This window comes from Bradyrhizobium sp. R2.2-H (assembly GCF_004346455.1).
Classification (GTDB): domain Bacteria; phylum Pseudomonadota; class Alphaproteobacteria; order Rhizobiales; family Xanthobacteraceae; genus Bradyrhizobium; species Bradyrhizobium diversitatis.
In genome coordinates this window covers 352998-378420 of the sequence record NZ_SMBR01000009.1, presented here as the reverse complement: position 1 = coordinate 378420, position 25423 = coordinate 352998, and the positions used below count along the sequence as shown (strand labels likewise).

Genomic DNA, 25423 nt, shown 5'->3' with positions numbered 1-25423 from the left:
ATAACGAAGATGCCAAAGGCCTAGCTGAAGCGAATGTCGTCAAAGTCGATCGCCACAAAAACGGGCTCCGGCACCGCACTTCCGTCGGTATTGCGACGAAGCGCTCGCCTCCGCGTGGGCAAAACAACTCCATCGAAATTCTCGTGGTCCAGCAAGTAGTGTGCGGTGGGGACGCCCCCCTGTGACCGTCGCCGCATAATCCATTCGCGCGATTAATCCATGCGGATTGATGTAGAAAACCTGTTCCGGACAATGCGTCGCGATGTTTTCTGGAAAGCAAACCTTGAGACGGCACCACGTCTCCTGTCCCTCTTTCCAACTCTCGATTTCCTGAACCTGGAATCCTGGCATCGCAAACGTAAACGGCACGGTGAGATAGTTCCACATCGCGTAGCCGCTGAAATACGCGAGATGAAGATCGTCCCACTTTGATTCGACGGCATGTCCATCAAATGCAGCACGAGGATTATCGCGCGCTTGCAGAACTTCTCCCTTCGAGTCTTCAATCGTGGTACGCGAGGGAGTGTGGACGCTGCGTCTGCCCGCGCCTTTGAAGGGCGAATAGCTGATCCATTGCTCACGCGGCTTCACCGTGATGTGAACGCCGCGGAGTGCATCGCCATGACCTTTGCGAATCCACATCGCGCCGTAGATCGAAGCGTCTGCCTCAATCTTCTCGATCTTTTGCCACCGGTCGAGCCCGCCATGGGCAGCGAGCACTTCGTCAAGCAAGCCAGACATCCAGCATCACTCCTTGGAAGACCTCGCACGGTCAGAGGTTCTTCTTCAGGTTTAATTTTGCAACCCGAACCGACATTTGTCACATCCGGTTTAATTTTGCAACCAGTCTTTTTGGTGCCCCCGTCGGAACGCAGACAGCCTTCCAAGCACGGCGAGGAAGCGCTACACGCATACGATTGCTCAATTCGATTTTGGCCTCCACGTCGCTCTCAGATGGAGCCCCAGGATTCTTGACGAAGCTCAAGAACTTGCTCGATCGGCAGGCCTGCGTCTCATCGAAGAGCGACCAGACGTCACTCCTGATGGTGATCGACTGCGGGCGGCAGCTCATGGCCGCTCACGATGCCCCTCTTGGGATCCGCCCCCGGGCAATCCGGCAACTCTCGTACGGTGACCTGGTCGATCGTTGCATGTACAGGCAAGGGACCGGCGGGTGCTGACTAGGGCCGACGCCGGAACGGTAGCGCATGGAAACTTGATCCAGTCGATGAGAACGCAGCCCGCCAATCGGATTTGCGTCCTGGCAAATGCGGCCCGTTCTTTCGGCCTACGCGATGGACTGTGACGATTTTGGCGTGGATGCTGGACGTGCAGACCGAGCACCAATTCGTCCACCTCACTTTGTTTGCTGTGGGTTTTCGAGCCGGCTACTCGACGTCCTCCGACATGCGACACCGCTCAGGAATCAGATCGTTCGAAGGAACCCGCAGATTCTCCCAAGGCAGCGTTTTCCGATCAGAGTTGAGCCAGGCACGGCATCGCGACATGGCATTGCAATCTGGCGCAGATTGCATGACACCCGTCATATGCAAAATGCCCTCGAATGGAGACTTGCCCATGCTGCGGGCAGTTCTAGGCGATCGCATTCCTCCGGAATGCATCATGATCAATCCGTTTGCGCGCGGGGCTGCGAAGGAGATCCGGACACCCTGATCGAGTGAGGCATTCCCCCTCATCGATCTCTTGTAATGATGGCTGGATCGGACATTACCTCGGCTCTTCCTCAAGATGCTCTGCCTCTCGCGTCGGTGCACGAGCGGGAATGCGCGCATCGAGATTTGCGGATGCGCGCAAAACACTCATCATTTAGAGAACTGGAATACGGATTTGATCCGCTCTCCCGCATTAGCGACAGGGATAACCCAAATGGGAGTAGATCCCGGCGCAGGACTAAGCATTGTAGTGTATGGTTCGTTGTTAGTTAGATCCTGATTTATCCCTCGAAGCGCGTCCACATAAGAATCCGGGAGCACGAGCATTACGTGCGGACCGGTGTAGTACCACTGCTCAACTTTCTTTGGATCCGTTTTCGTGAATACATTCTGTCCCTCCCGCGCCTCCCCCATAAGCATGTACGAGAGGCCAACTCGGTCGATGTTTGGTTTTTTTCCTGAGATAGTCGCCTCCGCCCATTTCATCATTACTTCATCCATACACATGGGATTATGCTGAGGTCTTCCGGGAATATCGGGCATGCAAGTCCAACCATTGGTACCCTCGCGCAGCATTCGGTATTGGTGGGTGCCTTCCTTGGGCCAATCCATCACGGCCGCCCGATCGGTGATGCTGGGCGGCCCGGCGCTCAGAGCATTTGCGATCTTCCATTCATCGGAGTGCTCTGATGTGGTGAATGTGCCCGGAGGCAGAGGTGCAGTCGCGGTGGAAAGGTCCTCCGCACGAGCTACCGATGTGATCGCTGCAAGGCAGACGACATAGAACGCCGTTTTCTTCATAAACTCTCTCTCCTTCGATATACGCGTGGGACGCATGCTCATCTTCCAGGGCGATTGGCCTCCGAAGCAGTTCAATAGGCCCGTCGACGGCACTTTCTGTCTGGGATTTAGGGGCTGTGTATTCGGGCGTTTCAGTCTCTCTCGTCTGCGGAAGTGTATTGCCTTCCGCTCGCTCGAATATCGAACTCTCAATTTTGGCCGTCGATCGGTTCAAACGCCCCCGTCCGGCCTATCGCTTGGTCGACCACTTCGAAGGATCTGTCGCGTCAGTTCCTCACTGACGTTTTCGAATCCGGGGATATGCGCAAAGTCCTGAATTCTCAGGACTTCATGCAGGACGAACATGTACTCATCAACGGGTGCCTTGTAGGCGACCATCGCACAACTCCAGAATAGCGAGGGAAGATCTCAGCGCCCCTTGAAGACCGCGGCACGACGTTCGACGAAGGACTGGATGCCTTCCTTCATGTCTTCGCTGTTCATGACCCGATCGCGGATCTGGGGAATGATGTCGACCGCGGCCTTCTCCCCCGCCTCGATGAACTTGAGACCCGCTTCCTTGGTGATCTGGATGCCGATGGGCGCATTCTTGGCGATCAACCGAGCCAACTCCATGGCTCGTTCCACCTGCTTGCCGGCGGGCACGACCTCCTGGACGAGACCGATCTTGTAGGCCCGCTGGGCGTTGAACTCGTCGCAGAGGAACAGATGGTACATGGCATCCCCCCAACCGGCTCGCGTCAGATAGCGGAAGTGAGCGCCCCCGAGCGGCGCGATGCCGCGCTTCGACTCCATCTGGCAAAAGCGGGTATCTTCGGCCGCGACGACGATGTCGCCCGCGAGCGAAATCTCGATGCCGATCGTGAAGCAGATACCCTGAACGGCGGTGACGATCGGTTTGCGGCAACGGTTGGCGAGACCGAAGGGATCGATGTTGCCTTCCTTGCGCGGCTTCACGGTCGCCTTGGGTCCGAAGAACTTCGGCATGTCCAGACCAGCGGTGAAGTCCGAGCCGTTGGCGCAGAGGACGCCCACCCATAAATTCTCGTCGCGGTCGAGCAGCGTCATCGCATCCGACAGCTCGGCCATCATTTCGGGGCTGAACGAGTTCTTCTTCGCGGCGTTGTCGATCACGATCTTGAGAACGTGACCGTGCGTTTCATGATAGACGCGTCCCACCGTTTCGACCTTGTCCGACATTTCTCTTCTCCGCTGCGTTGTGTTGAAAATCTGCCTGGCGCGGGATGATGATCACGTCGCTTGTGACGGGATCAGCGTATAGGCGATCGACGGCGGCGGACCGACGGGTCAGTGCGCGTTGATTGATGTAGCCCTTGTCGGTGATTTCGTTGTGGTCGATCGACGGCGGATCGCTGAGCAAGAGCACTCGCTCGATACGCCGGCTTCCAGCGTTGCCGCACGCTTCGTCATGAGAATGGATACCCCATCGGATGGCGCCGCGGATCTCGCGATTTCCGACGATCTCTTCGATGGTCGCGGTCCGGTCCCCGATAAAGGAGCGGCAAGCTTCCAGATGAGGCCAGGCCAACAAACCGACCTCGTCGCGATCCTGACCCGCAACCAATGCGTCCGAAATCAGCGGAATCGCAGCGGTAATTGCATCGACAGGCAGCACGCCGACCAGGACGAACGTCCCGGACAAGAGTTTGAAATCCTCGAGTAGGCGCCCCGCGAAAATCAAGCCTTCAGCCGGCCGATCGTATTTCGCGAATTCGACGAGATCGCCGATCTTGTAAAACCCTTCTTCGTCGAACGCCGCTTCAGTCAGATCCGGTAGTTTCTGATAGCCCGGCGTGACGGCGATGCTCTTGATCCTGACTTCGTACTTACCATCCGTGACAGGAAGCAATTTGAGTTCGACGCCCGGACAGGGCAGCCCGATCAGCCCCACCCGCTCGGCATTCCAATGGGACATGGTTGCTGCCGGCGCCGTCTCGGTCGTCCCGTACGTCGTCGTGAACACGATGCGCTGCCCCGTGGTCTTGACGGCGAGCGCCTGAACGCGGGCATAGACGTCGTCGGGCAGGCGCGCACCGCCGTATGTCATCACTTTCAAATTCTTGAAGAAGGAACGGCATAGCTCGTCGTCGCCTTCGAGTGCCGCTGCAAGAGACGCGAAACCCGCCGGTGCGTTCGTGTAGGAGATCGGTGAAATATCGCGCAGGTTCCGGATCGTCTTCGAGAACTGTTCCCCCACCGGCTTGCCGTCGTCGATGTAGAGCGACAAACCCAGAGATAGGATGACGTTGAATACGCCGTTGCCACCCATGACGTGGTTCCAGGGCAGCCAGTCCAGGTCGACTTGACGAAATGGGGCCGGACCACGCGACGGCACGTCAGCGTCGGCACCCGGTCGGATTGCTCCCACCTCGTCTTCTCCCTGTTGGCGATTGGACCACTCCCGGATAGCCGCAGCCAAAAGTGATTGGCTTCAACCGCGAACATCCTTATCTTCCGGAAAGCGATCTGGATGATGCTCATCATCCAGAACTCAGGATGACGACTATCATCCAGATCGTCAAGTCTTAGTTTTTGGAGATTTCGGAACGTGGGTCATTCTCAAGCCGACAAAGCGCAGAGCCGGCAGCGGATTCTGGACGCGGCAGCGCTTCAGCTGCGGGAGCTCGGTCTATCCGGCGTGAGCATCGGGGACCTGATGAAGTCCGCGAAGCTCACGCACGGGGGTTTCTACGGGCATTTCTCGTCTCGCGACGATTTGGTCGCCGAGGCGTTGGAAAAAGCGCTTCGCGATGGCGAAGAGTCATCGCTACGGAGCGGGAGCACGAAGGGTCCGCGCACACTCAAGTCCTTCTTGAACAGCTATCTCAGCAAGACCCATCGTGACAATCCGAGTACAGGTTGCGCAATTTCGGCTCTGGCTGGCGACGTTGCGCGCGCCGGCACCCGCGTTCGGACGATCATGTCGGATAGACTGGGGAAGTATTTCGACAACATCAAAGACATCGCAGCAGAGGATGAGGGGGATGACTTCGCCATGGCCGTCATGAGCATGGTCGTTGGAGCTGTGACCCTCTCGCGTGTCATGAAGGACCAGGAGACCTCAGACAAGCTTCTGCTAGCGGCTCGCAAGGCCATCCTCGAATATCATGAGCTGCGCAAGAAGACCTAGGTCTACCTAGCCACCGATCTGCCAGGAGTTACGCTCTTCTACTTTGCAAGTAACTCGAATGCTGCCTTCACCTCGGTGCACAAGAGACGTCTACACAGGACAAGCGCAAGCCATTCGCGAGCATGTTCGTAGTCAAGCAGAATAACGCGCCGAGGCTCCCTTGAACGCATGAAGCTCACGGAGCAGCAGCAGCAGAAGGTCTAAAACTTCATCCGCGACCACCGCGGCTGCACCACGTCTGACATCCAGCGCGAGACGAGGATACAGTGCCCGAGCGGACGCAAGGTCGAGATGAGATAGGCCGGCGTTCCTATCGTCAGCGTCGGTCAGTAGAAGTGCGCCGGGGAGCCGCTCCTTCGAGATGTACGCCATCGAGGGCGACCGACCTGTCCACAAGATGGCGTACCGCTATGACGTGGCACGGGACGTCGCAGTGAAGATCCTCATCCGGAGGAATACCTCACTGCTTCCAGTTCACCCATAGCTGCCGCACTCTTTCCGAAAAGTCGATGAACCCACTCAATCATTTCGAACGAGGTTTCGTCGTTGATTTGCAAACACACATTTTCGAATCTGACGGACAAATTCCGACGGCATACCGACGCAATTTTTTGGTCTTGAATTCACAGAAAAATTGCTCGTCACCAGGCATTGGCAATTCCGCCGTTACCTCTACACGGCGAGGCCTGCGCCAGATTAGCGACAGATCGAGATCATCGCTGGTCGAACTTGGTCAATCGCCACCGCACGAGTTCGTCGGCTCCGGGGCCGGCCTGCGGCCTGACGTCTCGCAGCCGCACCACCTCCCCTGACTTGTCGTCGATCAACGCGACCTTAACCGGACGTCCGCTGTTCTTGTTGATGAACCTGAGCGGCGGTCCCGCTTCGCCTGCAACGGCCCACTTGTCCCCGACCTGGGCAAGCGCCTGAATCACCAAGACGATGTCCCACCCTTTCCGCGTGAGGATGTATTCGTAGCGATCGGGGCCCGTCTGGTATTGCCGCCGCTCGATCAAATGGTTCTCTTCCAAATGGCCGAGCCGGTCCGAGAGCGTCGCATGCGTAACCCCGGTCGATTTCCTCAATTCCTCATATTTGCTTAGCCCCAGCGAGAGATCGCGCAGGATCAACATAGCCCAGCGGTCACCCACGGCGTCGAGCACGCCGGCAATCGAGCACGTCATCCCCTCAAAGCTCTTCGACCGCATCGGATCCATCCTAGCAAATTACTCTAATGATTAGAGTATCTCGATCATCTACGCAAATCATTGCAAAGGGCTTGTTATTCTGTCACTCTTATAATTAGAGTTACAAAGACTCAGCGAGGGAGATGGCTGTGACGGACTTGCGCGATCTGGTTCTTGAGGCTCACGGCGCCGAGCAATGGCAACGGTTCCGAAAGATCGAGGGGGACATGTCGATCGTCGGCGCCCTGTGGGCGCGAAAGGGCTGGCCGGACGCGCTGAAGAACGTTCGCGTCACCGCCGATATCGCCGAGCAGCAGCTCAGCTACGAGCCATTCACGGCTGACGGCCTGCGAAGCTTCTATCGTCCCGACTTGGTCGCGATCGATACCTTCGACGGCAAGCGCCTCAAGCAACGCACCAATCCGCGCGATGCATTTGCAAGCCATACGCCGGCTACCCCGTGGGACGATCTCCACCTCGCCTATTTCAGTGGCTACGCGATGTGGAACTACCTCAACACGCCCTTCATGTTCGCGCTGCCAGGCTTCGCGGCGGAAGAGATCGAACCGTGGGTTGAAGGTCACGAGAGCTGGCGCCGACTCAAGATCACATTCCCAGAGTCGATCGCCACCCACTCACCCGAGCAGGTGTTCCACGTCGACGGCAACGGCCTGATAGCGCGGCTCGATTATTCCGCGAACGTCGTCGGTGGCATTCCGACCGCGCACTACACTTCCGATTATCGCGACTTCGCTGGAATCAAGATTCCCACCAAACGCCGCGCCTATCGCCGAAACACCGATGGGACTCCGATCCGGGACGGAGTTGGCGTGGCCATCGACATCAGCAACGTCAAGTTCTCGTGAGGAGATGTCATGTCTACGCGTGAAGAGCGTCACACGGTGACCTTCGAAATCAACGGCGCCCGCAAGACCGTGGCCGTGGAGGCGCGACGACTGCTCGTCCATTTGATCCGGGAGGACCTTGGCCTCACCGGCACGCATGTTGGCTGCGATACCTCACAATGCGGCGCCTGCACCGTGGAGATCGATGGACTTGCGGTAAAGTCCTGCACCGTGCTGGCCGTCTCGGCAGAAGGTGCGTCGATCACGACGATCGAAGGCCTGACCAGCCCAGGCGCCGATCTCGACCCGATTCAGGCCGCGTTTCACGAGCATCATGCGCTGCAATGCGGTTTCTGCACGCCGGGCATGGTGATGAGCGTGCGTCAACTCTTAAAGGATCAGCCCGATCCGGGCGAGCACGACATTCGCCACGGTCTTGCCGGCAACATCTGCCGCTGCACCGGATATCACAACATCGTCCGCGCCGTCGAAAGCCTGGCATCGAAAGGCGAACAGTCATGAACCAGGCGCCCGCGATCCGCCAAATCGGTCAACCGCTCAGGCGACGAGAGGATTTCAAGCTCCTCGCCGGCAAGGGGCGTTACGTCGACGATATCAAATTGCCCGGCATGCTGCATATGGCGATCCTGCGATCGCCGCATGCCCATGCCAGGATTGGACGCGTCGATCTGTCGGCCGCCAGGAGCGGGCCCGGTGTCCGCCTCGCCCTGTCCGGCCAGGCGCTCGACGGCAAGATCGGCCCCATCAGACCAAACTGGATCATTCCCGGCAGCAAGGTACCATCTCGCCCAGTGATCGCAATCGATCGCGTTCGCTTTGTCGGCGAGTGCGTGGCTCTGGTGGTGGCTGAAACGCTGGCTGAGGCCTATGACGCCATCGGCCTGATCGATGTCGATTACGAGGTACTGCCCGCCGTGACCGACGAAGAAGTCGCCGTCCGCGATGGCGCGCCGCAGCTCCACGACAACGTACCCGGCAACATCACGACGATCTACAAGGTGCGCGGGGGCGATTACCAGAAGGTCAGTCGCGAGGCCGATCACGTCATCGGACTGCGCGTCGTCAACAACCGCTTGATCCCGACCTGCATGGAAACGCGCGCGATTGTTGCCGCGCCGGAACCGGATGGCACGCTGACAGTCTATATCGGCAGTCAAGTTCCGCACATGCACCGGCGCTGGATCGCCGAAACCGTCGGGATTCCCGAGCATCAATTGCGGCTGGTCGCGCCTGACATCGGCGGCGGCTTCGGCGCCAAGATGCATCTGTATCCCGAAGACCTGCTCTGCCCGTTTCTTGCACGCGAGCTCGGCGCACCCGTCAAATGGTGGGAAAGCCGCTCCGAAAGCCATCAATCGACCAGCCATGGTCGTGCCCATACGGAAAATATCGAGATAGCGTTGAGGAGCGACGGCAAGATCCTTGGCCTGAAGGTCGAGACGCTGGGCAATGTCGGCGCCTATCTCTCGAACATGGCGACCGGTGGCCCGACCGTGAACACGGTCAACTTCGGCACCGGCACCTACAAGATCGACAACTATGAGGCAGTTTCCCGCGTCGTCGTCACCAACACCGTTCCGGTCGATGCCTATCGCGGTTATGGCCGCCCCGAAGGCGCATACATCGCCGAGCGCGCCATCGATGCGGTGGCCCGCCATCTCAAGCTCGATCAGGTCGAAGTGCGGCGGAAGAACTTCGTTCAACCGGCGGAATTTCCCTACCGGCCGTACGGCAGCATGGGCGTGATGTATGACAGCGGCAACTACCAGGGGCTGCTCGAGAAGGCGCTCGCGGCTTTCGACTACGACCGACGCCGCAGCGAATGCGAGACCCTGCGCGGCAGCGGCATCTATCGCGGCGTTGGCGTCGCCGCCTATACGCATATGTGCGGAATGGCGCCATCACGCCGGCTCGCCATGAGCGGATTTGACCGTGGCGGCTGGGAAAGCGCGCGCGTCAGCATCGACTCCAGCGGGCGAGCCACGATCTATTCGGGCTCGATGAGCCAGGGACAGGGCCACATCACCTCGCTATCGCAGATCGCGGCAGACGTGCTGCAAATTCCGATCGAGAACATCGACGTCGTGCAAGGTGACACCCGCCAGGTGCAGGCAGGCCACGGCACTTTCAATTCGCGCTCGATGGCGGTCGGCGGATCCAGCGTGCACGTGTCCTCGCAACGTATCGTCGCCAAGGCCAAGAAGATCGCCGCGAGCATGCTCGAGGTCGACGAGAAGGATGTGTCCTATTCGGCGGGCGCGTTCAGCGTGCCCGGCACGGATATTGCGCCGGTGACGTTCTCGAAGGTCGCCCGCATGGCCTATGTCGGCCACAAGCTTCCGGATCGGCTGGAGCCGGGCCTCGATGAGACGGTGTTCTACGACCCGACCGGCATGGGCTCGCCTTCGGGCGTCCATCTCGCCTATGTCGAGGTCGATCCGGAGACCGGGATCGTCGACATTCTCGACTATGTCGCCGTCGATGACGTGGGGACCCTGATCAACCCTCGCCTCGCAGCCGGCCAAATCCATGGCGGCGTCGTGCAGGGCATCGCCCAGGCGCTCTACGAAGAGGTCAGCTACGATCCCGACAATGGACAGCTTCTGACCGGTTCGCTGCTCGACTACGCCGTTCCGCGCGCCGAGCATGTGCCGAACATCCGCTCGCTGTTTCAGGAAACGCCCTCGCCGACCAATCCGATCGGCGTCAAGGGTATCGGCGAGAGTGGTTCTATTGCCGCCCCACCCTGCATGGTCCATGCCGTGCTGGATGCCTTGTCTCCATTCGGCATCACGCATCTTGATATGCCGCTGACACCGCCTCGAATCTGGGCGGCGTTGCAAGAAGCACGCACGGGAGCAGACCAATGATCCCCGCAGCCTTCGATTATGTCCGTGCGTCTTCGCTCACCCAGGCGATCGGTCTGCTGCGCGAGGATTCCGACGGGGCGAAGCTTCTGGCCGGTGGCCATACGCTGCTGCCATCGCTGAAGCTGCGGCTGGCCTCGCCCGCGCTCCTCATCGATATCACCGGCCTCGCCGAGCTCAAGGGAATCGACATCAGCGAGGGCGGCATCAGGATCGGCGCGCTGACGACCCATGCCGAACTCCTTGCTTCCGAGCCGTTGAACGAGCAGCTGCCGATCTTTCGCCAGGCGGCCGGCCTCATTGCCGATCCCCAGGTGCGAAACCGCGGAACGATCGGTGGCTCGCTCGCCAACGCCGATCCCGCGGCCGACTGGCCGGCGATCATGCTGGCGCTCCAGGCAGAGTTCGAAATCGCAGGTTCCAAGGGCTTCCGGAGGGTACCAGCCCGCGACTTCTTCGTAGACATCTTTTCGACGGTGCTGGAGCCGGACGAAATTCTCACCGGCATCCATATCCCACGGCCAAAGCCACGCACGCGCTTCATCTACCGCAAGATCCGGCATCCAGCGAGCGGCTTCGCGGTCGTGGGAATCGCGATCGCCGTGCGCTTGACGCAACGCCTGGTAACCGAGGCCACCATCGGTGTCACCGGCGCGGCGAATCACGCATTCGCCGGCGACGACGCCGCCGATTTCTTGATCGGAAAGGCGCTTTCGCAGGAGAACATAGACCAGGCGGCAAGACTGCTCAGTGAAGCCACCGAGTGCCTCTCGGACCGGTACGCTTCGGCGGACTATCGCGCGAATCTGATCCAAGTGGAGCTTAAGCGAGCGCTACTTGGGCTTTCTCCGTGAAGCGGGAGCCTTCGTCCCAGCCGTCACGCCATCCGCAGCAACGCTGCCAAATCGCTTGCGATTGAAGGCGACTGCACCTGAGCCTGCAATGATCTCGACATCCTCGAGGCGCAATGGTTTGCCGCTGCTGGTCCGTAGTTCCGGAACGTCGATCGGGCGCGCCGCGCCGCGCTCGCGGAATACGACCTGGGGCCCGGCCGGCTCGGCCAGCCACGCGTCGCCCCATTTCTTCAGCGCCAGATAGGCCGGAAAGAAATCACGTCCTTTCTCGGTCAGGACGTACTCGAATCGTCCGGCATGTTCAGGAAGCCGCACGCGGGCCATGATGCCGGCATCGACCAATTTCTTCAGTCGGGAGCTCAAGATGTTGGGTGCAACGCCTACGTAGTATTCGAATTCGTCGAAGCGCTTCACTCCGTAATACGCTTCGCGCAGGATAAGGATCGACCAGCGATCGCCCACGATCTCCATGGCCCGGGCCATGGAGCATTCCTTGTTTGCCAGACGACTTTGCTTCACACCGGACATAACCACCCATCTGCTCCGAGACCTGCCTCCATCATATTGAGGCTGAATTCGTGCATGTCCAGCGCTACCATCGGAGTTTACCCCGGCCCGAGTTCAAAACCGCCCCCCTCGGGGATCCGGCGGCCTCGGGCCATTGTCCTTGGAGCGCACGATAGCCTCCTGCGGAATGCCCCGGTCGCCACGGCCTCCGAGACTGCCTGCAGAAGCTTCGAACGGGGCTCCGCCGGTTTGGTGAGACTTCCAATAGCGGACCGTCGATTCCCTACTGCGGCTTGGCCGAAAGCGACCGAAGGACCGTCAAATACTTCTCGCGTTCACTTTTGAAGAAACTCATTGCGCGAGAAACGTCCATGGGCGCGACACTTCGCGACGCGTTTGCCTTGATCCTCTCGAGGTTCTGGTCACTCGCGGTCCAGACGTTCATTGCCTCATTCAGGCGCGCGACGACCTCGTCGGGGGTATCCGGCGGCGCGAATAACGCCGCCCAGATGCTGTACTCGAACTTACCGATTTTTGCACTCTCGCCGAGAGTCGGGACGGTCGGCAACATCGGATTGCGCTCCGCACTGGCGATGGCGATCGGGTTGACCTCTCCGGCCTGAATGAGACTGACCGTTCCGCCGCCGATCGGCACAAAAGCGAGGTCGATGTGTCCCCCCAACATGTCCGCGATCACCGGCGCAACGCCCTTGTACGGCACCTCCAGGAATTTCGTCCCGGTTCGGTTCTGGAAGTCGGCTCCGACGACCTGCGCCGAGGATCCGGCACCCCAATGGGCAAGCGTCAATTCCTTGTTGCCCGGTTTCAGCGCGTAGTCGATCAGCTCATCGATGGTCTTGAACGCGTGCGCTTTGCTCGACAACAGGACGAAATCAGAATCGCCGACGATCCCGATCAGCTTGAACTTCTCGGGTTCGTACCTCGCCGATGGCATCGTGATCGGTGCCGTGATGAAGTCCAGGCCTGTGGTGCCGAGCAACGTGTAACCATCCGGCGAGGCCTTCAGCACGGCGGCAGCGGCAATCCAACCGCTCGCTCCTGGGATATTTTCCGTGACGATCGGTTTGCCGAGATGCCGCTCCAGTACTACGTTCGCAGCCCGTATTGACGCATCGGCGGGACCTCCGGCGGGAAACGCCACCTTGATGGTGAGAGCTTTCGCAGGATAGTTCTGTGCGATTGACGGGCCTGTCGTCCAAAGCAAAAGTAAAGCGTGCCCCAACATGCAACTGGCGTTCAGCAATCCAGCCCTCATGTGATCCTTCATTCTGAACCTCTCGAAGTTACGTAAAATCGGGCCGATCTCCGCGCTATGAAACCACGATAAAGAACGCAATGAGCGCAATCAGGGTCACACCCCAGCCGACCACGATCGTCCACCATTGAGACGCGATCTGGTTTTGCTTAGACCATGGGTCTTCATCCATCGGCATCATCGACTCTGGAAACCGTTTATGTCGCTTCGATTAGGCGACAAAGACGAACGTCCACGCCTCAACGATGTGGAAGGCGTGCTCCCGCCTGACTCAGCCCGTTTGGCCGATGCCGAGTTTATGTAGACAGTTCTGCACGCGGATGCGAGACGAGGACTCCGACATCGCTCAGGCGTTTCAATTCCACCTCACTGACGCCAAGCTCACCGAATACCGCCTTGTTATGCTCGCCTTGGAAAGCGGGTGCGCCGATCGGCGTCAATTCGTCGGCCGAAAACCGCCAAGGCCGACCCGGCAAGCGATACTCGCCCCCACTGCGATCGGGAACGTGCTGCACAGCGCCCCAATAATCGCTCCACTCCGACGCCGTGAGTTCCTTGATCGACCGGATCTCCCCCATGGCGATCTTGGCCTCGTCAAACTGGGCATCGAGCGTCGCCATGTCCGGAAACGTCAGGATCCAGGACTGGATGATCTGGTGCAGCACGCCGAAATTCAAACGGCGCGCTGCCGCAGTCGAGAATCGCGGATCGTCCGAGAGATTGGCCCGACGCATGGCACGCAGCCAAGACGGAAACGTCCTGCTGCCGATGATGCTCGTGGCCACAGTGAAGTGCTCACCTTGCGGCCCCGTAAAGAACGAGCAATCTGTGGCCCCGAGCACTGCGGGTTCCGCGCCGATATCGTCATCCGACAGATCGACATGCGCACGTTCGTTGACAGCGAGCAATGTTGCTGCCATCGCAATATCGATATATTGGCCCCGCCCGGTGTTCTGCCGGCTGTTGAGCGCCGCGAGGATTGCGACCACGGCCTGCAGTCCGGCATAGACGTCAGCATGTGAGAGGCTATCCGTCCGCGGCTCAGTGAGCGCGCTGCCATAGTGACGCACGCTGTTTTCGGTGAATCCAGCCTCGGCCTGCACGGTTGGTGCATAGGCCATCCGGCTCCGCCACGGCCCCCCCTGGCCGTAACCGGTGATGGACGCATAGATCAGGCGCGGGTTTCGCTTGGACAATGTCTCGTAGTCCAGACCAAAAAACCCTAACGTCCCCGCCCGGAAATTCTCCACGATCACGTCTGCCGTGTCGCAGAGCTTCAATGCCAACTCATAGGCGCCAGGGAGATTGAGATTGATGCTGACATTGCGTTTGCCGGCATTCTGCTGCGCATAATAGCCGGACATCCCGTCGGTCGATGGAAATGCAAAGCGCGAGACATCCGGACTTGGCGGTTCGATCTTGATGACCTCGGCACCAAGGTCCTGCAAGGTCCGGGCACACAGCGGACCGGCGAGCACTCGGGAAAAATCGACCACACGGATTCCGCTCAACGGGCCACTCATGTCAGCGCCCCGCGAACTTGGCCAGGCCGGGCCCGTTCTTGCGGAACGAGGCCAGACCGGTCTTCAGATCTTCCGACGCCCAAATCGGCGCCTGGACTCTCGCCATCGCCTCATCGGCGGCCGCAACCCCCTCATTGACGGCGATATGCGCGAGCTGCTTGGTCGCCGCGTGCGCCACAGTCGGCCCCTGCGCAAACTCTTCCGCTATCGAGATGGTGGCGGTCTCCAGCGACTCCTCCGGAACCGTGAGGTTGATCAATCCCCATTTTTCCAGGGTAGAAGCATCGTAGCGCCGCGCCAGCATCGACATTTCCTTGGCACGCTGCGCGCCGATCCGCTGCACCTGGCGCTGAATCCCGCCCAGCAGCGGATGTAGCCCGAGCGTCGCCTCGACCGAGCCGATCTTCGCCGAGGATGCCGCGATGATGTAGTCGCACGACAGCGCAAGCTCGAGCCCGCCCCCGAGGCAAACACCGTGAACGCTGGCGATCAACGGAATCGGCAGCAGCTCCATGAAGCGCAGGAATTCGACGCCGCTCAAACGCCGATTTTCACTGGCCTGATCCGCGCTGCCCGCTTCCACCCTCTTATCGAAGATATCGAGGTCAGCCCCGGCGGAAAAATGCCGTAAGCCACTGCGGATGACGATCGCCCGGCTGCCCGCCTGCTGCGCGCCCTCCACCTGCTCGACGAGCGCGTTGATGAGCTTCGGGCCGAGCAAGTTGTACGGCCGATAGACCATCGTCAAAACGGAGATATTGCCGCGCTGTTCGCGCGTTACCAACGCATCCTCGGACAAAGTTACCTCCTGTGTCGACGGCTCTCCGGCCGCACTATTCAACTTGCACAATGCAAGCTTAGCTCACGACTTGCATTTTGCAAGCCACTATTTTCAAGCGTCCTGACACTCGACCCGATTTTTCAAGACACCGATGTTCTCGACCTCTAGTTCGACGCTGTCCCCGTGCTCGAGATACCAGCCGAGCTCCAGGCCGCAGCCATTGCCTACGGTACCGGATCCGATGAACTCGCCGGGCATCAGCGTCTCGTCTCGTGTAACGTGCTCGATGATTTCCTCGAACGAGAACAGCATGCCTTCGGTCGTGCCCTGTGAACGAACTTCGCCATTGACGCGCGCCTCCATCTTGAGCTTGTAGGGATCGCCGATTTCGTCGGGCGTCACGATCCATGGCCCGAGCACGTTGCCGCCATCGAAGCTCTTGCCTTTGGCGGGTCCCAACCGCCCCTCCATCTCCAGGCGCTGGGCATCGCGGGCCGAGAAGTCGTTGAAGATCGTGTAGCCGAAAATGTGATCGCGCGCGTTCGCGGCGGAGACGTTCGCGCCTCTATTCTTGGTGATGATTCCAAACTCGAGTTCGTAATCCATCACCTGACTGTAGCGTGGCCACTTCACCGTCGTATTGGGGCCCTGCACGCTGAACCGATTGGTAATGTAGTAGATCGGTTGTTTGCGATACACCTCGGGCAGTTCTGGCAGCGGCGCCGCCTGCAGGCGAGCGAGCTCGGCCATATCGCCGGCCTGTCGTGCCTTCAGTTTGAGATGCCCAATCGGGCCCTGAACGATATGAACCGGAAACGACATGCCGTCGCGCATCTGACGCGGCTCCGGCAGCGGGGCAAGAATCTCGGAGTCCCCGACTGCGGAACACAAATCCTGATCATCCCGATAATGGTCAAACAGGCTGGATGCTTCGTCGAGCGCGGCGTCACCGTGATCCACAAGGTCCAGCATCGAGTTGAACGCCGGATTTGGCTTACCGGCCCGCTGCGATGCGGAAGCGAGATCAAACAACAAGCCGCCGCCCGCATGCACCAGCCCGACCTTGGTGTGACCGCCGGATCGATAGGTAGCCAGCTTCAAGATGCGCCTCCCAACAAAATGAACAGCTTCTGGGATGCAGCATAGACAACAGCTTGCATTTTGCAAGCCGTTGTCCAGGACTGAGCTCCGAAAGACGTCTGATCACACCGGTGCTGATCGGCCGAGGGATGTCGGAATTCCGCCGGAAGAGAATGAACGCGTCATCGGCGCCATCAAGACCCGGTTTGGCAGGTTCAGCCCTTTCAGCTTGAAAGGCCGGAAAAGAGCGTCGCTGGACATCCGTGCTCCACGAGTGGGTTGGTGTGTTACGGGCTCAATCCCCCGCGCTGCATATTCGGAAGCTACAATTCACTTGCCGTCGGCGCTGAGTACACTACCAAATTGCTCCCACGTGGTCCCATTCCAGCGCTGTAGTTGCAGCTGCGTATACGCCATGCTGCTTTCGGGGCTCGTGTTGATGATGACGCCAGGTATGACCGTGGGAAGCGACAGCCCGCGGATGCTACGCGATTGCCTGACGATGTTCTCGCGCGAGAGATCGTTACCGCATTGCTTGAGGACCTGCTCAAGGAGCTGTCCCTGCTGAGTACCGAACAGATAATTGTTATCGCCGATATCGGCACCGGGCAGGTATTTGGCAAAAAACTCACGGTACCATTTGATGCCGGGATCGTCGGCCCACTTCTTGTCATTTGGATCCTTGGTGATCGTCGCGGCGACGATGCCGACGGCCTTTTCCGGTCCGGCCGGGACGATGGTCGACGACACCGAGCTCGAAACGAAGTTGATCAGGAAGAGCGGCTTCCAACCGATCTCATCGACTTTCTTGATGGCCTGCGCGGCGAATTTCGGCGTGCCGGCAACCAGGAACGCTTCTGCACCGGACGATTTCAGCGAAACCACGTGGGAATCAATGGTCGGCTCGGACACCTCATAGGAGGAGACGACGACTTTCTTGTCGAAATCGTCTTTCAGGTAACCCTTGAACGCATTGACGAAGTCCTTACCCAAATCGTCGTTCTGATAGAGTATCGCGATCTTTGCGTCTGGACGGGTCTGGGTGATGTATTTCGCGTAGATCCGTCCTTCGGTGTCGTAGCTCGGCAGTCCCGTCGTGGTCATGGGGAATTCTGCGAACTTCGTGAACTTGGTGACCCCGCTCACGACGAATAGATGCGGCACTTTCTTTGCGTTGACATACTTGATGGTGGCGCTGATGCCCGGAGTCCCCAACGGACCAAACAGGAACGCCACCTCATCGCTTTCGATCAGTTTCCTGGTCTGCTCCACCGTCTTCGGGGGACTGTAGGCATCGTCGTAAGTGATCAGGTTTATCTTCCGCCCGTTGATGCCGCCGCGGTCGTTGATCGAATTGACGTAGGCGATCATGCCCTTGCCGGTGTTGCTCAAGGGCGAAGCGGGCCCGCTAAACGGAAAAGTCGCCCCTATCTTCACCTCGGATTCGGTGACGCCCGGCGTCTGCGCATGCGCGCCCGCCATCGAGGCCGCGAGCGTGGCTGCAATCATGATGTTTCTCATCATCGTCATCTCCCCTGGCGACACTCCGTCGCTCACAATTGTTTTTTGAACGGGCCTCTGGTTCCAAACGCTTTGATCATTTCCCGCAGCTGATCAGCCCGCGGTCGCTGCGCCGGTGGTCCTGGGAGCCACCTGCTCGTTCGCGATCTCCCGCAATCGGTGTTTGAGTATCTTTCCGGTTGAAGCCGAGGGCAGAGCGTCGAGCATGATCAATTCGGTCGGACGCTTGTAGGAGGTGAGCAATTGGGCCGCGTACCGCTTGAGTTCTTCGGGACCAATGCTGGCACCGGGCAGAAGCTGAACGAACGCGACCACCTCCTCATTGCCGTCGACCTTCCGACCGACTACGGCCGATTGAACGACCTGCTCGTGCGCGTTCAGGACCGCCTCCACCTCCGCCGGATAGACGTTGAAGCCGGAACGAATGATCAGCTCCTTGGTGCGGCCGGCGATGTAGAGGTGTCCCTCGTCGTTGACGCGGGCGAGATCTCCTGTGTTGAACCATCCGTCATCATCGATCGCCGCCGCCGTCAGGTCGGGCGCTCGATAGTAGCCGAGCATGATGTTGGGACCTCGAACGTGCAGTTCGCCCACCTCGCCTGTCGCCACCTTCTTTCCTTGCCCGTCGACGATCCGGTGCTCGATGCCGGGAAGAAATGGACCGACCGACTCATCCGACACAGGCCGGTCCGAGCGGACCCCCGTGAGTCCCGGCGAGCATTCTGTAATGCCGTAATTGTTCAAAAGCGGAATTCCGAACTCGCTCTCGATCCGCTTCTTCAGATCGAGATCGAGGGGAGCGCCGGCCACGGCCATGATGCGCAGATTTCCCCGTTCGAGCCGCTGGATGCCCTTGACAGCCTTGTATTCGAGCAGGCGCTGATATGTGGCGGGCACGCCGAACAGGCTCGTAATTCCCTCCTCGCCGATGGCATGAGCCAGCGCGGCGGGATCGGCTTTGGCTATGACGTGCAACGTGGCGCCATGCATCAGCGTCGAAATCAGCAAGATCGAATACCCGACGATGTGCGACATCGGCAGCACGCCGTAAATGCGATCGGCTGAGCCAGTTTGGCGAAGAATTCCCGACGTCCTTGCGGTGAAAAGCAGGTTGCGGTGGCTCAGCATGACTCCCTTCGGCGCACCTGTCGTACCCGAGGTGTACAAGAGCCCCGCGACCTGGCGGGCGCCATCCTTCTCGACGGGCTCGGCTACCGCAGCCGCATTGAGCGGACCAACACCGATTCCGCCAAAGGGCCCCACGGCGCCGATTTTAGCACCGATGCGAGTGGCATGATCGGCGGCTTCCCTTGACACCGCGGAGTTGAACAGCACGCGTCTGGCACCACTGTGCGTTCCGATCAGGTCGATTTCTCGGGACGAAAGACGGGGATTGACCGGGATACCCCAGGCATCGAGCTTGCTCGCCGCAAACAGCATCGCCCCAAGAGCCACACTGTTCTCGCTGGCGATCATCACGCGATCGCCGGGCTCAATGCCCAAACCGGCGAGATCCTTTGCCGCAGCGTCGACAGCATCCGAGAACTGCCGGTAGCTCCAGGAACGTCCGCCTTCCACGAAGGCCGGATGATCCGGAATGGCTCGCACGAACGGTGCGTAGACCTCGTGGACTCTGGACGGCAGGCCGTCCAGCAATTCGGCCGCGGTGAGCTCGTCCACGTTCCTCATGCCATCCTCCCTCGCGCCTTGTTGTCGGCAGCATTGTGGCCCCCTCTAACCGGGAAGGTCCGCAGCTTCGGTCCTATTGGACGGGCGGGAGTAAAGCGTTCTAAAATAGAACTGTCAAGCCATCAGAATGTTTCGAGTAGCTATGTACAACGGTAGCCACTGACAGAAGGGTTGCATTCCACTTTAGAATTTACCGACGCAGCGCAATCATTCGGAGAATTGGCTGAGCGCGATTACCATTTCTCGACCCACGGCCGCAGTACGATTTCAAAGGCCCATGTCGAGCGATGCTGACGGTGCAGTTGCAGATAGGTTTGCGCAATGTGGACAGGATCGGCCATGTTGTCGTCGACAGTTGCTCCCGCCAGCCGGTGCGCGCGGGTGCCGTCCTCCTGAGCCCATCCGATCGCGGCATCGATCGGCACGTTCGCCACATGGATGCCCTGCGGCATCAATTCTCTTGCCATGCTTTGCGCCAGTCCGGACTTGGCATGACACGCCATCGCAAATGCGCCACTCGATGGAAAACCTTTGAGCGCCGCGCTGGCGTTGGTAAAGATGATCGTTCCTCTCGCGCCATTGGCGTCGGGCTCGTTTCCGAGCATGAGCCGAGCCGCCTGTTGACCGACCAGAAACGCGCTGAACGCCGAGTTTCGGATTGTTTCGAGCGCCATGCCTGGATCGGCATCGACTATAGTCTTGCGAAAGATGCCAGGAACCCGGCCGTCGATATTGTGCACGACGAGCCTTGGCGTCCCGATCTCTTGAACGACCTTCTCGAAAAGCTGTGCCACGGCTGCTGGTTCGGCTGCATCACAGGCGTATCGACGCACGCCATGCATTCTTTCGAGAGACTGAAGAACTGGTTTTTCCGGATTCCTGGCTGCCACGCCGACACGCATCGCGTTTTCCGCGAACAACCTGGCGCAACTCGAGCTGATGCCCGGGCCGCCACCGACAATGAGTGCGACCTCAGGTGCGGAAATTCGGGTATCGCGAGAGGGCTGAGTCATCTTGGTTCCTCCGATTTTTTGGCCGGCAAGACTCCGGCGAAGCCGGATGAGCTATTCTCTTGCCCGCAAGCACGGCCCGCGCCGCCTTCAAGCTCATGAACCCACCGGGTTCACCTGTAACTGGGAGAACGTTTCTCAATGAAAGCCCGGACGGCTTCGGCGTGCTGCGCAGTTCCTGCCGCGAGGACCATCCGCTCGGCCTCGTGGTCCAGTGACGTCAGGAAGTCGGCCGACAACGCAAGGTCTAGATTATCCTTCATGGAGGCATAGGCGCTCGCCGGGCCATTCGCCAATGCTCTCGCCATTTCGAATGCTTCGCTTTGCAGTTCGGAATCAGGCACCACGCGATTGATGAGGCCCAATGCTTCGCAGCGCCGGGCACTGATCCGTTCGGACAAGAACATCAGTTCGCGAGCACGTGCCGTCCCGGCAAGCCGGGTCAACAGCCACGAGATACCGTAATCACCGGTGAGCGCAATCCTGGCGTAGCCAGTCGTCATGATGGCGGACTCGGCTGCAATACGAAGGTCGCAGGCGAGCGCGATCGCAAGCCCGGCGCCAGCCGCCGGTCCCGGCAGAGCCGCGATGGTGGGCTTCCGCACCGAAACAAGTACGCCGGTCAGGGTGCGCTGGCGTTCCTGCAATCGCGCGACCTTGTCGCTGACTGACATGGCCGGCGCGGCGGAGTTGCCGCCCATCCCCTTGACGTCGCCGCCCGAACAGAAAGCAGTGCCTGCGCCGGTAATCAGGAGCGCTCCGACCTCAGGATCATCGCCATTCTGTTTGATCATCCGGCGCAACGCCGGCGTCAGATGATCGGACAACGAATTTCGGGCTTGGGGTCGGTTCAAGGTAATCACCGCAACGCGATCCCGGATCGCGCACAGCAGTTCGTCCGTCCCCGTATCAACCGAGATTGATCCATCAGTCATGGTTCTGGCCTTTCAAGTCGCGCCGAGAGTTCGCAGAGTAACCCAGTACGCCGTGCCGTATTTGAGCATCACCAATTTTCGTTGAATGGCCGCAGTTCCGTGAGAAACGACCAGGCCGAGCGGTCCTGACCGTAAAGATGAAACAATTCGTCGGCGATCGCGGTAGGCTTGATGAAGAATTCATCCGGTTTGTCGCTCATCCGCGCGCGCATACGGGGCGTATCGATAACGGCATCGATGAGAACGTAGGAGACGTGCACGCCGAGAGGTCCCAGGTCACGTGCGATCGACTCGGCCAAAATCCGCTGCGCCGCCTTTGTCGGCGCGAAGCCGGCGAAATTGGCTTTGCCTCGGATCGACGACGTGTTTCCAGTCACGAGGATTGCGCCCTTGCCGCGATCGATCATGTCGGGAGCCACTTGGCGGGCCAGGTACAACAGGCCCATCACGTTGACCTCGAAGTTTCCCTTCAACAACATCGGATCAATCTCGCGAAAATTCCCCCAGCCGCCGCCGACCGCGTTGTGGATGAGAACGTCAGCCGGACCGAAACGCCGTTTTGCTTCTGTAATCACAATCCGCACCTGGCTTTCGTCCGATACGTCGCAGGTCATCGCGTGCACGTCGGGAAGCTCTTGCGCGAGGCGATCGATGAGCTCCGCAGAGCGGGCAAGCGCGATGATACGGAAACCACCGGCAGAGAAGCGCTTGACGATGGCAGCTCCCGTTCCCGGGCCCACCCCGGTCACGATCGCGATTGGCTTCTCGGTCATTTGACGCTCCCTTCGACTATTGTCCGGCCGCTCTGGAGTGAATTCGGTCGGATTGCGACTGATAGGCGGCAGCTTCGTGCCTCGACACCAGGGACAAGCGCACCGGGACGTTCTTGTGGTAAGGCGTGCCCGCAATGGGATCGCGGTTGCCGCTCTCGGTGAGCAGATTGATGCGCGGTCCGTTGATCAGGCGCTCTCCGTCTGATGTCGGGTATGCCTGGCCATAGCCGTGCGGCAGCGCCAATTGGCCGTTCCGCATGGCGTCATCGACCTTGCAGCGGACGACGAGCCGCCCGACCGACGACTCGACGGCGATCCAATCGCCATCCTTCGCACCCAGCTCGCTCAGATCGCTCGAATTGATCAACATGGCGCCGTCAGGGTCGTCGCGACGCCACGCGGGATCGCGAAATATCTGGTTGGCATTGAACATGCGGCGGCCACCAGCCGCTAGCACGAATGGGAACTCCTTTGGCGCGCCAGCGGCTTGTGGATCGAGACGCGCCAGCCATTCCAGCATCTGCGGGACGATCAGCCGGACCTTGCGATCCGAATGGCCGATCAGTGACCAGACCTCGTCATACTCGTGCCGGGTAACCGCCGTGCCTTGCCGGGCGGCCACGATGGTGTCGAACAGGAGATCTCCGAGCTGCTGATCCGCCACCTCGTCGGATGCACCGATCGCCCGCCGCACCGCTTGCGGCGATCGCTTCGCGCAAGCCAGTGCCGCGCTCCACAAGGGAGCCGCGGCCGCCGTCCCATCCGGAAGCGTCTGCCCCAGCGTATGGTAGAGCACAAGCGCCGGCACTACCCGCGGGTTTTCGGCGATGAAGGCACGAAAGGCGGCGGCGAACTCCGGGCGGGAGCGACGTGCTGTCTCGCGTAGCGGTGCGAGCACATTGTCACCCGGCAGAAGCCCAAGGGCGATGGCAAGGCGCGTATATATCTCAGGCTCCGGCAAGGTGCCGGCCAGTGGCGGCAATACACCGGCGCGCACATGAAAGAAATTGGTCGGGAATTCAAAGTTGAACAGAGTGAACTCTGTTTTTTCGAATTGCGAGGAGGCCGGGAGAACATAATCGGCGAGCAGCGCGGTTTCGGTCATCGCAACGTCGACCACCACGCATAGATCGAGCGAACGCAGCGCGCGCTCCACAGCATCGGTGTTGGCTGCCGTGTTGGCGGGATTGGAGCTCTCGATCCAGGCGCAGCGCAACCGGTCTGGATGGTCCTTGAGAACCGCTTCGGGGAAAATGTTGGGCGGCAACAAGCCGCCGATGATCGCGTCGCCGGTTGGCGCGAATGTCTGGTTCGGAGAATTTCCCCATAGCGGCTGAAGCCAGCTGTGCAATTGGTTGGTACCTTCACGGCCGAAATTGCCGGAAAGCATGATCAGGAGCTTCTCGAGATAAGAGTTGAGAGTCGAGTTGACGCCTTGCTGGATTCCGAGTTCAACCCGAACGACCATGGCCTTCGCGGCCGCGATCATCGCCGCGCAGCGCTCCAGCTCCGCGATCGAGATATCGGCGGCGGCCGCCCATTCCGCAACGGGGATATTCAATAGCGCCTGCCTCACCTCCGCGAAGCCGATCGTGTGCTCCTCAATGAACGGATGGTCGATCCGGTCGGAACGGACGAGCATGGCCAGCAGCGCTCCAAGGAGAAACGAATCGGCACCGGGCCGAACCGCAAGATGCAGATCCGCCATCTCAGCGGTTTCGGTTCGCCGAGGGTCGATGACGATCAGCTTGCGTGCGGGATCTTTGCGGATTTGATTGAGATGGTCGCGCGCATTGGGGAAGCCGTGGGCGATCCAGGGATTTGCCCCGATGACGAGCAAGAGATCGCAATGATGGACGTCTTCCGCCGTGTGGCACGTCTGGCTGCCGAACATGTGGCCATTGACCCAGAAGTCGCCGGTTTTCTCCTGCGAAAGCGCGTTGAAGACGCTGCGCGAGCCCAGCGCACGCAACAAGCCACTGGCGTAGGCGCCGCCAGCATGGTTACCCTGCCCGCCGCCGCCGTAAAGGGCAATGCTCTTGCCGCCATACCTGTCGACGACGTCTCGAAGCCGCTCCGCGATTTCCGCGATCGCCACATCCCACTCGATCTCGTCAAAGCCGCCATCGGCGCGGCGGCGCAGCGGGGTCGTGAGCCGATCTCTGTGATGGGCATAGTAGGGAATGCGTGCCGCCTTGTTGCACAGATAGCCTTGCGACTTCGGGTTTGAACGGTCGCCTCGTACCTTCTCGAGGCGCCCCTCATTCACCCAGACCTCGATGCCGCAGTTTACGTAACACAGGTTGCAGGCTGTCTTGAGCCACTTGCCGGCCGTCATGGGCACCTCCCAGATTACGATTTGTCGCAGCTCATAGCCTTTGCTGTTCTGCGCTGCCGCTTGTGATTGCCGCCGCAGACAGTCATCCGTCCGGCGTCGAGAATATCGTCGGAAAGCTTCCCGGCGCCGACAGCACGCGACAGCACGATCGATCCGACCATGGTCGCAATGGCGCTCGTCGCGATTTGGCGTGCCTGTTGGGGACCCTCGGCGGGAAGCACTTCGACCAGGATGTCGATCATCTCCTCCAGCTTGGAAGCAAGCGCCCGTTGCTCGCTCGGGCTCGATCGAGCGACATCTGCGGCCAGGGCTGGAAGCGCGCAACCTTGTCTGGGATTGTCGCGGTGGCGGGAACTTAGGTAATCGGCGATCACCGTCTCGAAGCGATCCCCGCTGGCCTTCCGGTTCGCCAGCCTTCTCCACCGCTCGACCATTTGGTCCATCGCAAACGCGATTGCCTCGCCAACAAGTGCGGCCCGTGACTCGAAGTGGTTATAGAACCCGCCGTGCGTAAGACCCGCGAGCTTCATCAACGCGACGACGCTAAGTCCTTCGGCACCGCTTTGACGCAAGCCGTAGGAAGCATTTTCA

The 25423-nt window shown here is 59.9% G+C and carries 22 protein-coding genes; 5 read left to right on the top strand and 17 right to left on the bottom strand.

Going from position 1 to position 25423, the window contains the following annotated elements; genetic code table 11:
* Positions 1–39 precede the first annotated feature (39 nt).
* The 4 genes from EDE08_RS24665 to EDE08_RS24645 all read right to left on the bottom strand — a co-directional run bounded on the left by EDE08_RS24665 (position 40) and on the right by EDE08_RS24645 (position 4764).
* Positions 40–741 carry a hypothetical protein gene (locus tag EDE08_RS24665; protein ID WP_131871046.1) on the bottom strand — a complete coding sequence of 234 codons (702 nt, stop codon included), beginning with the start codon at positions 739–741 and terminating at the stop codon, positions 40–42.
* Positions 742–1823: 1082 nt separating this feature from the next.
* Positions 1824–2474 carry a hypothetical protein gene (locus EDE08_RS24660; RefSeq protein ID WP_131871047.1) on the bottom strand — a complete coding sequence of 217 codons (651 nt, stop codon included), beginning with the start codon at positions 2472–2474 and terminating at the stop codon, positions 1824–1826.
* A gap of 408 nt (positions 2475–2882) precedes the next feature.
* A complete protein-coding gene (locus EDE08_RS24650) occupies positions 2883–3674 on the bottom strand; it encodes a crotonase/enoyl-CoA hydratase family protein (protein WP_131871049.1) in 792 nt (263 codons plus the stop codon).
* On the bottom strand, positions 3634–4764 hold the full coding sequence (locus tag EDE08_RS24645) for an AMP-binding protein (protein WP_131871050.1): 1131 nt from the start codon (positions 4762–4764) through the stop codon (positions 3634–3636). The genes EDE08_RS24650 and EDE08_RS24645 overlap by 41 nt, the downstream gene beginning before the upstream one ends.
* A 279-nt stretch (positions 4765–5043) precedes the next feature.
* Here EDE08_RS24645 and EDE08_RS24640 point away from each other — a divergent pair, with 279 nt between their 5' ends.
* Positions 5044–5625 (top strand): TetR/AcrR family transcriptional regulator, encoded by a 582-nt coding sequence (locus EDE08_RS24640; RefSeq protein WP_131871051.1) that lies wholly within the window; start codon positions 5044–5046, stop codon positions 5623–5625.
* A gap of 713 nt (positions 5626–6338) precedes the next feature.
* Here EDE08_RS24640 and EDE08_RS24635 read toward each other — a convergent pair.
* Positions 6339–6833, bottom strand: coding sequence for a winged helix-turn-helix transcriptional regulator (locus tag EDE08_RS24635; protein WP_131871052.1), 495 nt, complete (start codon positions 6831–6833; stop codon positions 6339–6341).
* Between the two features lie 128 nt (positions 6834–6961).
* Between EDE08_RS24635 and EDE08_RS24630 the strand changes: the two genes are divergently transcribed.
* Genes EDE08_RS24630 through EDE08_RS24615 form a run of 4 tightly spaced genes read left to right on the top strand, consistent with a single transcriptional unit; the run spans position 6962 to position 11399 of the window.
* On the top strand, positions 6962–7678 hold the full coding sequence (locus EDE08_RS24630; RefSeq protein WP_131871053.1) for a hypothetical protein: 717 nt from the start codon (positions 6962–6964) through the stop codon (positions 7676–7678).
* A gap of 9 nt (positions 7679–7687) precedes the next feature.
* Positions 7688–8179 carry a (2Fe-2S)-binding protein gene (locus tag EDE08_RS24625; RefSeq protein WP_131871054.1) on the top strand — a complete coding sequence of 164 codons (492 nt, stop codon included), beginning with the start codon at positions 7688–7690 and terminating at the stop codon, positions 8177–8179.
* A complete protein-coding gene (locus EDE08_RS24620) occupies positions 8176–10548 on the top strand; it encodes a xanthine dehydrogenase family protein molybdopterin-binding subunit (RefSeq protein ID WP_131871055.1) in 2373 nt (790 codons plus the stop codon). Before EDE08_RS24625 ends, EDE08_RS24620 begins: the two co-directional genes overlap by 4 nt.
* Complete coding sequence (locus tag EDE08_RS24615) at positions 10545–11399, top strand: FAD binding domain-containing protein (protein ID WP_131871056.1); 855 nt, start codon at positions 10545–10547, stop codon at positions 11397–11399. The genes EDE08_RS24620 and EDE08_RS24615 overlap by 4 nt, the downstream gene beginning before the upstream one ends.
* Here EDE08_RS24615 and EDE08_RS24610 read toward each other — a convergent pair.
* The 12 genes from EDE08_RS24610 to EDE08_RS39680 form a co-directional block, all read right to left on the bottom strand.
* Positions 11379–11882, bottom strand: coding sequence for a winged helix-turn-helix transcriptional regulator (locus EDE08_RS24610; RefSeq protein ID WP_131871057.1), 504 nt, complete (start codon positions 11880–11882; stop codon positions 11379–11381). The genes EDE08_RS24615 and EDE08_RS24610 overlap by 21 nt on opposite strands.
* A gap of 307 nt (positions 11883–12189) precedes the next feature.
* Positions 12190–13194 carry a tripartite tricarboxylate transporter substrate binding protein gene (locus EDE08_RS24605; RefSeq protein WP_245524880.1) on the bottom strand — a complete coding sequence of 335 codons (1005 nt, stop codon included), beginning with the start codon at positions 13192–13194 and terminating at the stop codon, positions 12190–12192.
* Between the two features lie 284 nt (positions 13195–13478).
* Positions 13479–14693 carry a CaiB/BaiF CoA transferase family protein gene (locus tag EDE08_RS24600; RefSeq protein WP_245524879.1) on the bottom strand — a complete coding sequence of 405 codons (1215 nt, stop codon included), beginning with the start codon at positions 14691–14693 and terminating at the stop codon, positions 13479–13481.
* A 13-nt stretch (positions 14694–14706) separates the two neighbouring features.
* Positions 14707–15504: an enoyl-CoA hydratase/isomerase family protein gene (locus EDE08_RS24595; RefSeq protein WP_131871059.1), complete on the bottom strand. Its 798-nt coding sequence runs from the start codon at positions 15502–15504 to the stop codon at positions 14707–14709.
* Between the two features lie 93 nt (positions 15505–15597).
* Complete coding sequence (locus EDE08_RS24590; protein WP_131871060.1) at positions 15598–16587, bottom strand: fumarylacetoacetate hydrolase family protein; 990 nt, start codon at positions 16585–16587, stop codon at positions 15598–15600.
* A gap of 309 nt (positions 16588–16896) precedes the next feature.
* Complete coding sequence (locus EDE08_RS24580) at positions 16897–18090, bottom strand: ABC transporter substrate-binding protein (RefSeq protein WP_165936145.1); 1194 nt, start codon at positions 18088–18090, stop codon at positions 16897–16899.
* A 90-nt stretch (positions 18091–18180) separates the two neighbouring features.
* Positions 18181–19776: a class I adenylate-forming enzyme family protein gene (locus tag EDE08_RS24575; protein WP_131871061.1), complete on the bottom strand. Its 1596-nt coding sequence runs from the start codon at positions 19774–19776 to the stop codon at positions 18181–18183.
* A 233-nt stretch (positions 19777–20009) separates the two neighbouring features.
* On the bottom strand, positions 20010–20789 hold the full coding sequence (locus EDE08_RS24570; RefSeq protein ID WP_131871062.1) for an SDR family oxidoreductase: 780 nt from the start codon (positions 20787–20789) through the stop codon (positions 20010–20012).
* Positions 20790–20899: 110 nt separating this feature from the next.
* Entirely contained in the window at positions 20900–21721 is an 822-nt protein-coding gene (locus tag EDE08_RS24565) for an enoyl-CoA hydratase-related protein (protein WP_131871063.1), read from the bottom strand.
* Positions 21722–21789: 68 nt separating this feature from the next.
* Positions 21790–22494, bottom strand: coding sequence for an SDR family NAD(P)-dependent oxidoreductase (locus EDE08_RS24560; protein WP_131871064.1), 705 nt, complete (start codon positions 22492–22494; stop codon positions 21790–21792).
* Positions 22495–22510: 16 nt separating this feature from the next.
* Positions 22511–24832, bottom strand: a complete 2322-nt coding sequence (locus tag EDE08_RS24555; RefSeq protein ID WP_131871065.1) for a molybdopterin-dependent oxidoreductase — start codon at positions 24830–24832, stop codon at positions 22511–22513.
* 14 nt (positions 24833–24846) lie between these two features.
* Positions 24847–25266 carry an LmrA/YxaF family transcription factor gene (locus EDE08_RS39680; RefSeq protein ID WP_502700635.1) on the bottom strand — a complete coding sequence of 140 codons (420 nt, stop codon included), beginning with the start codon at positions 25264–25266 and terminating at the stop codon, positions 24847–24849.
* Positions 25267–25423 lie beyond the last annotated feature (157 nt).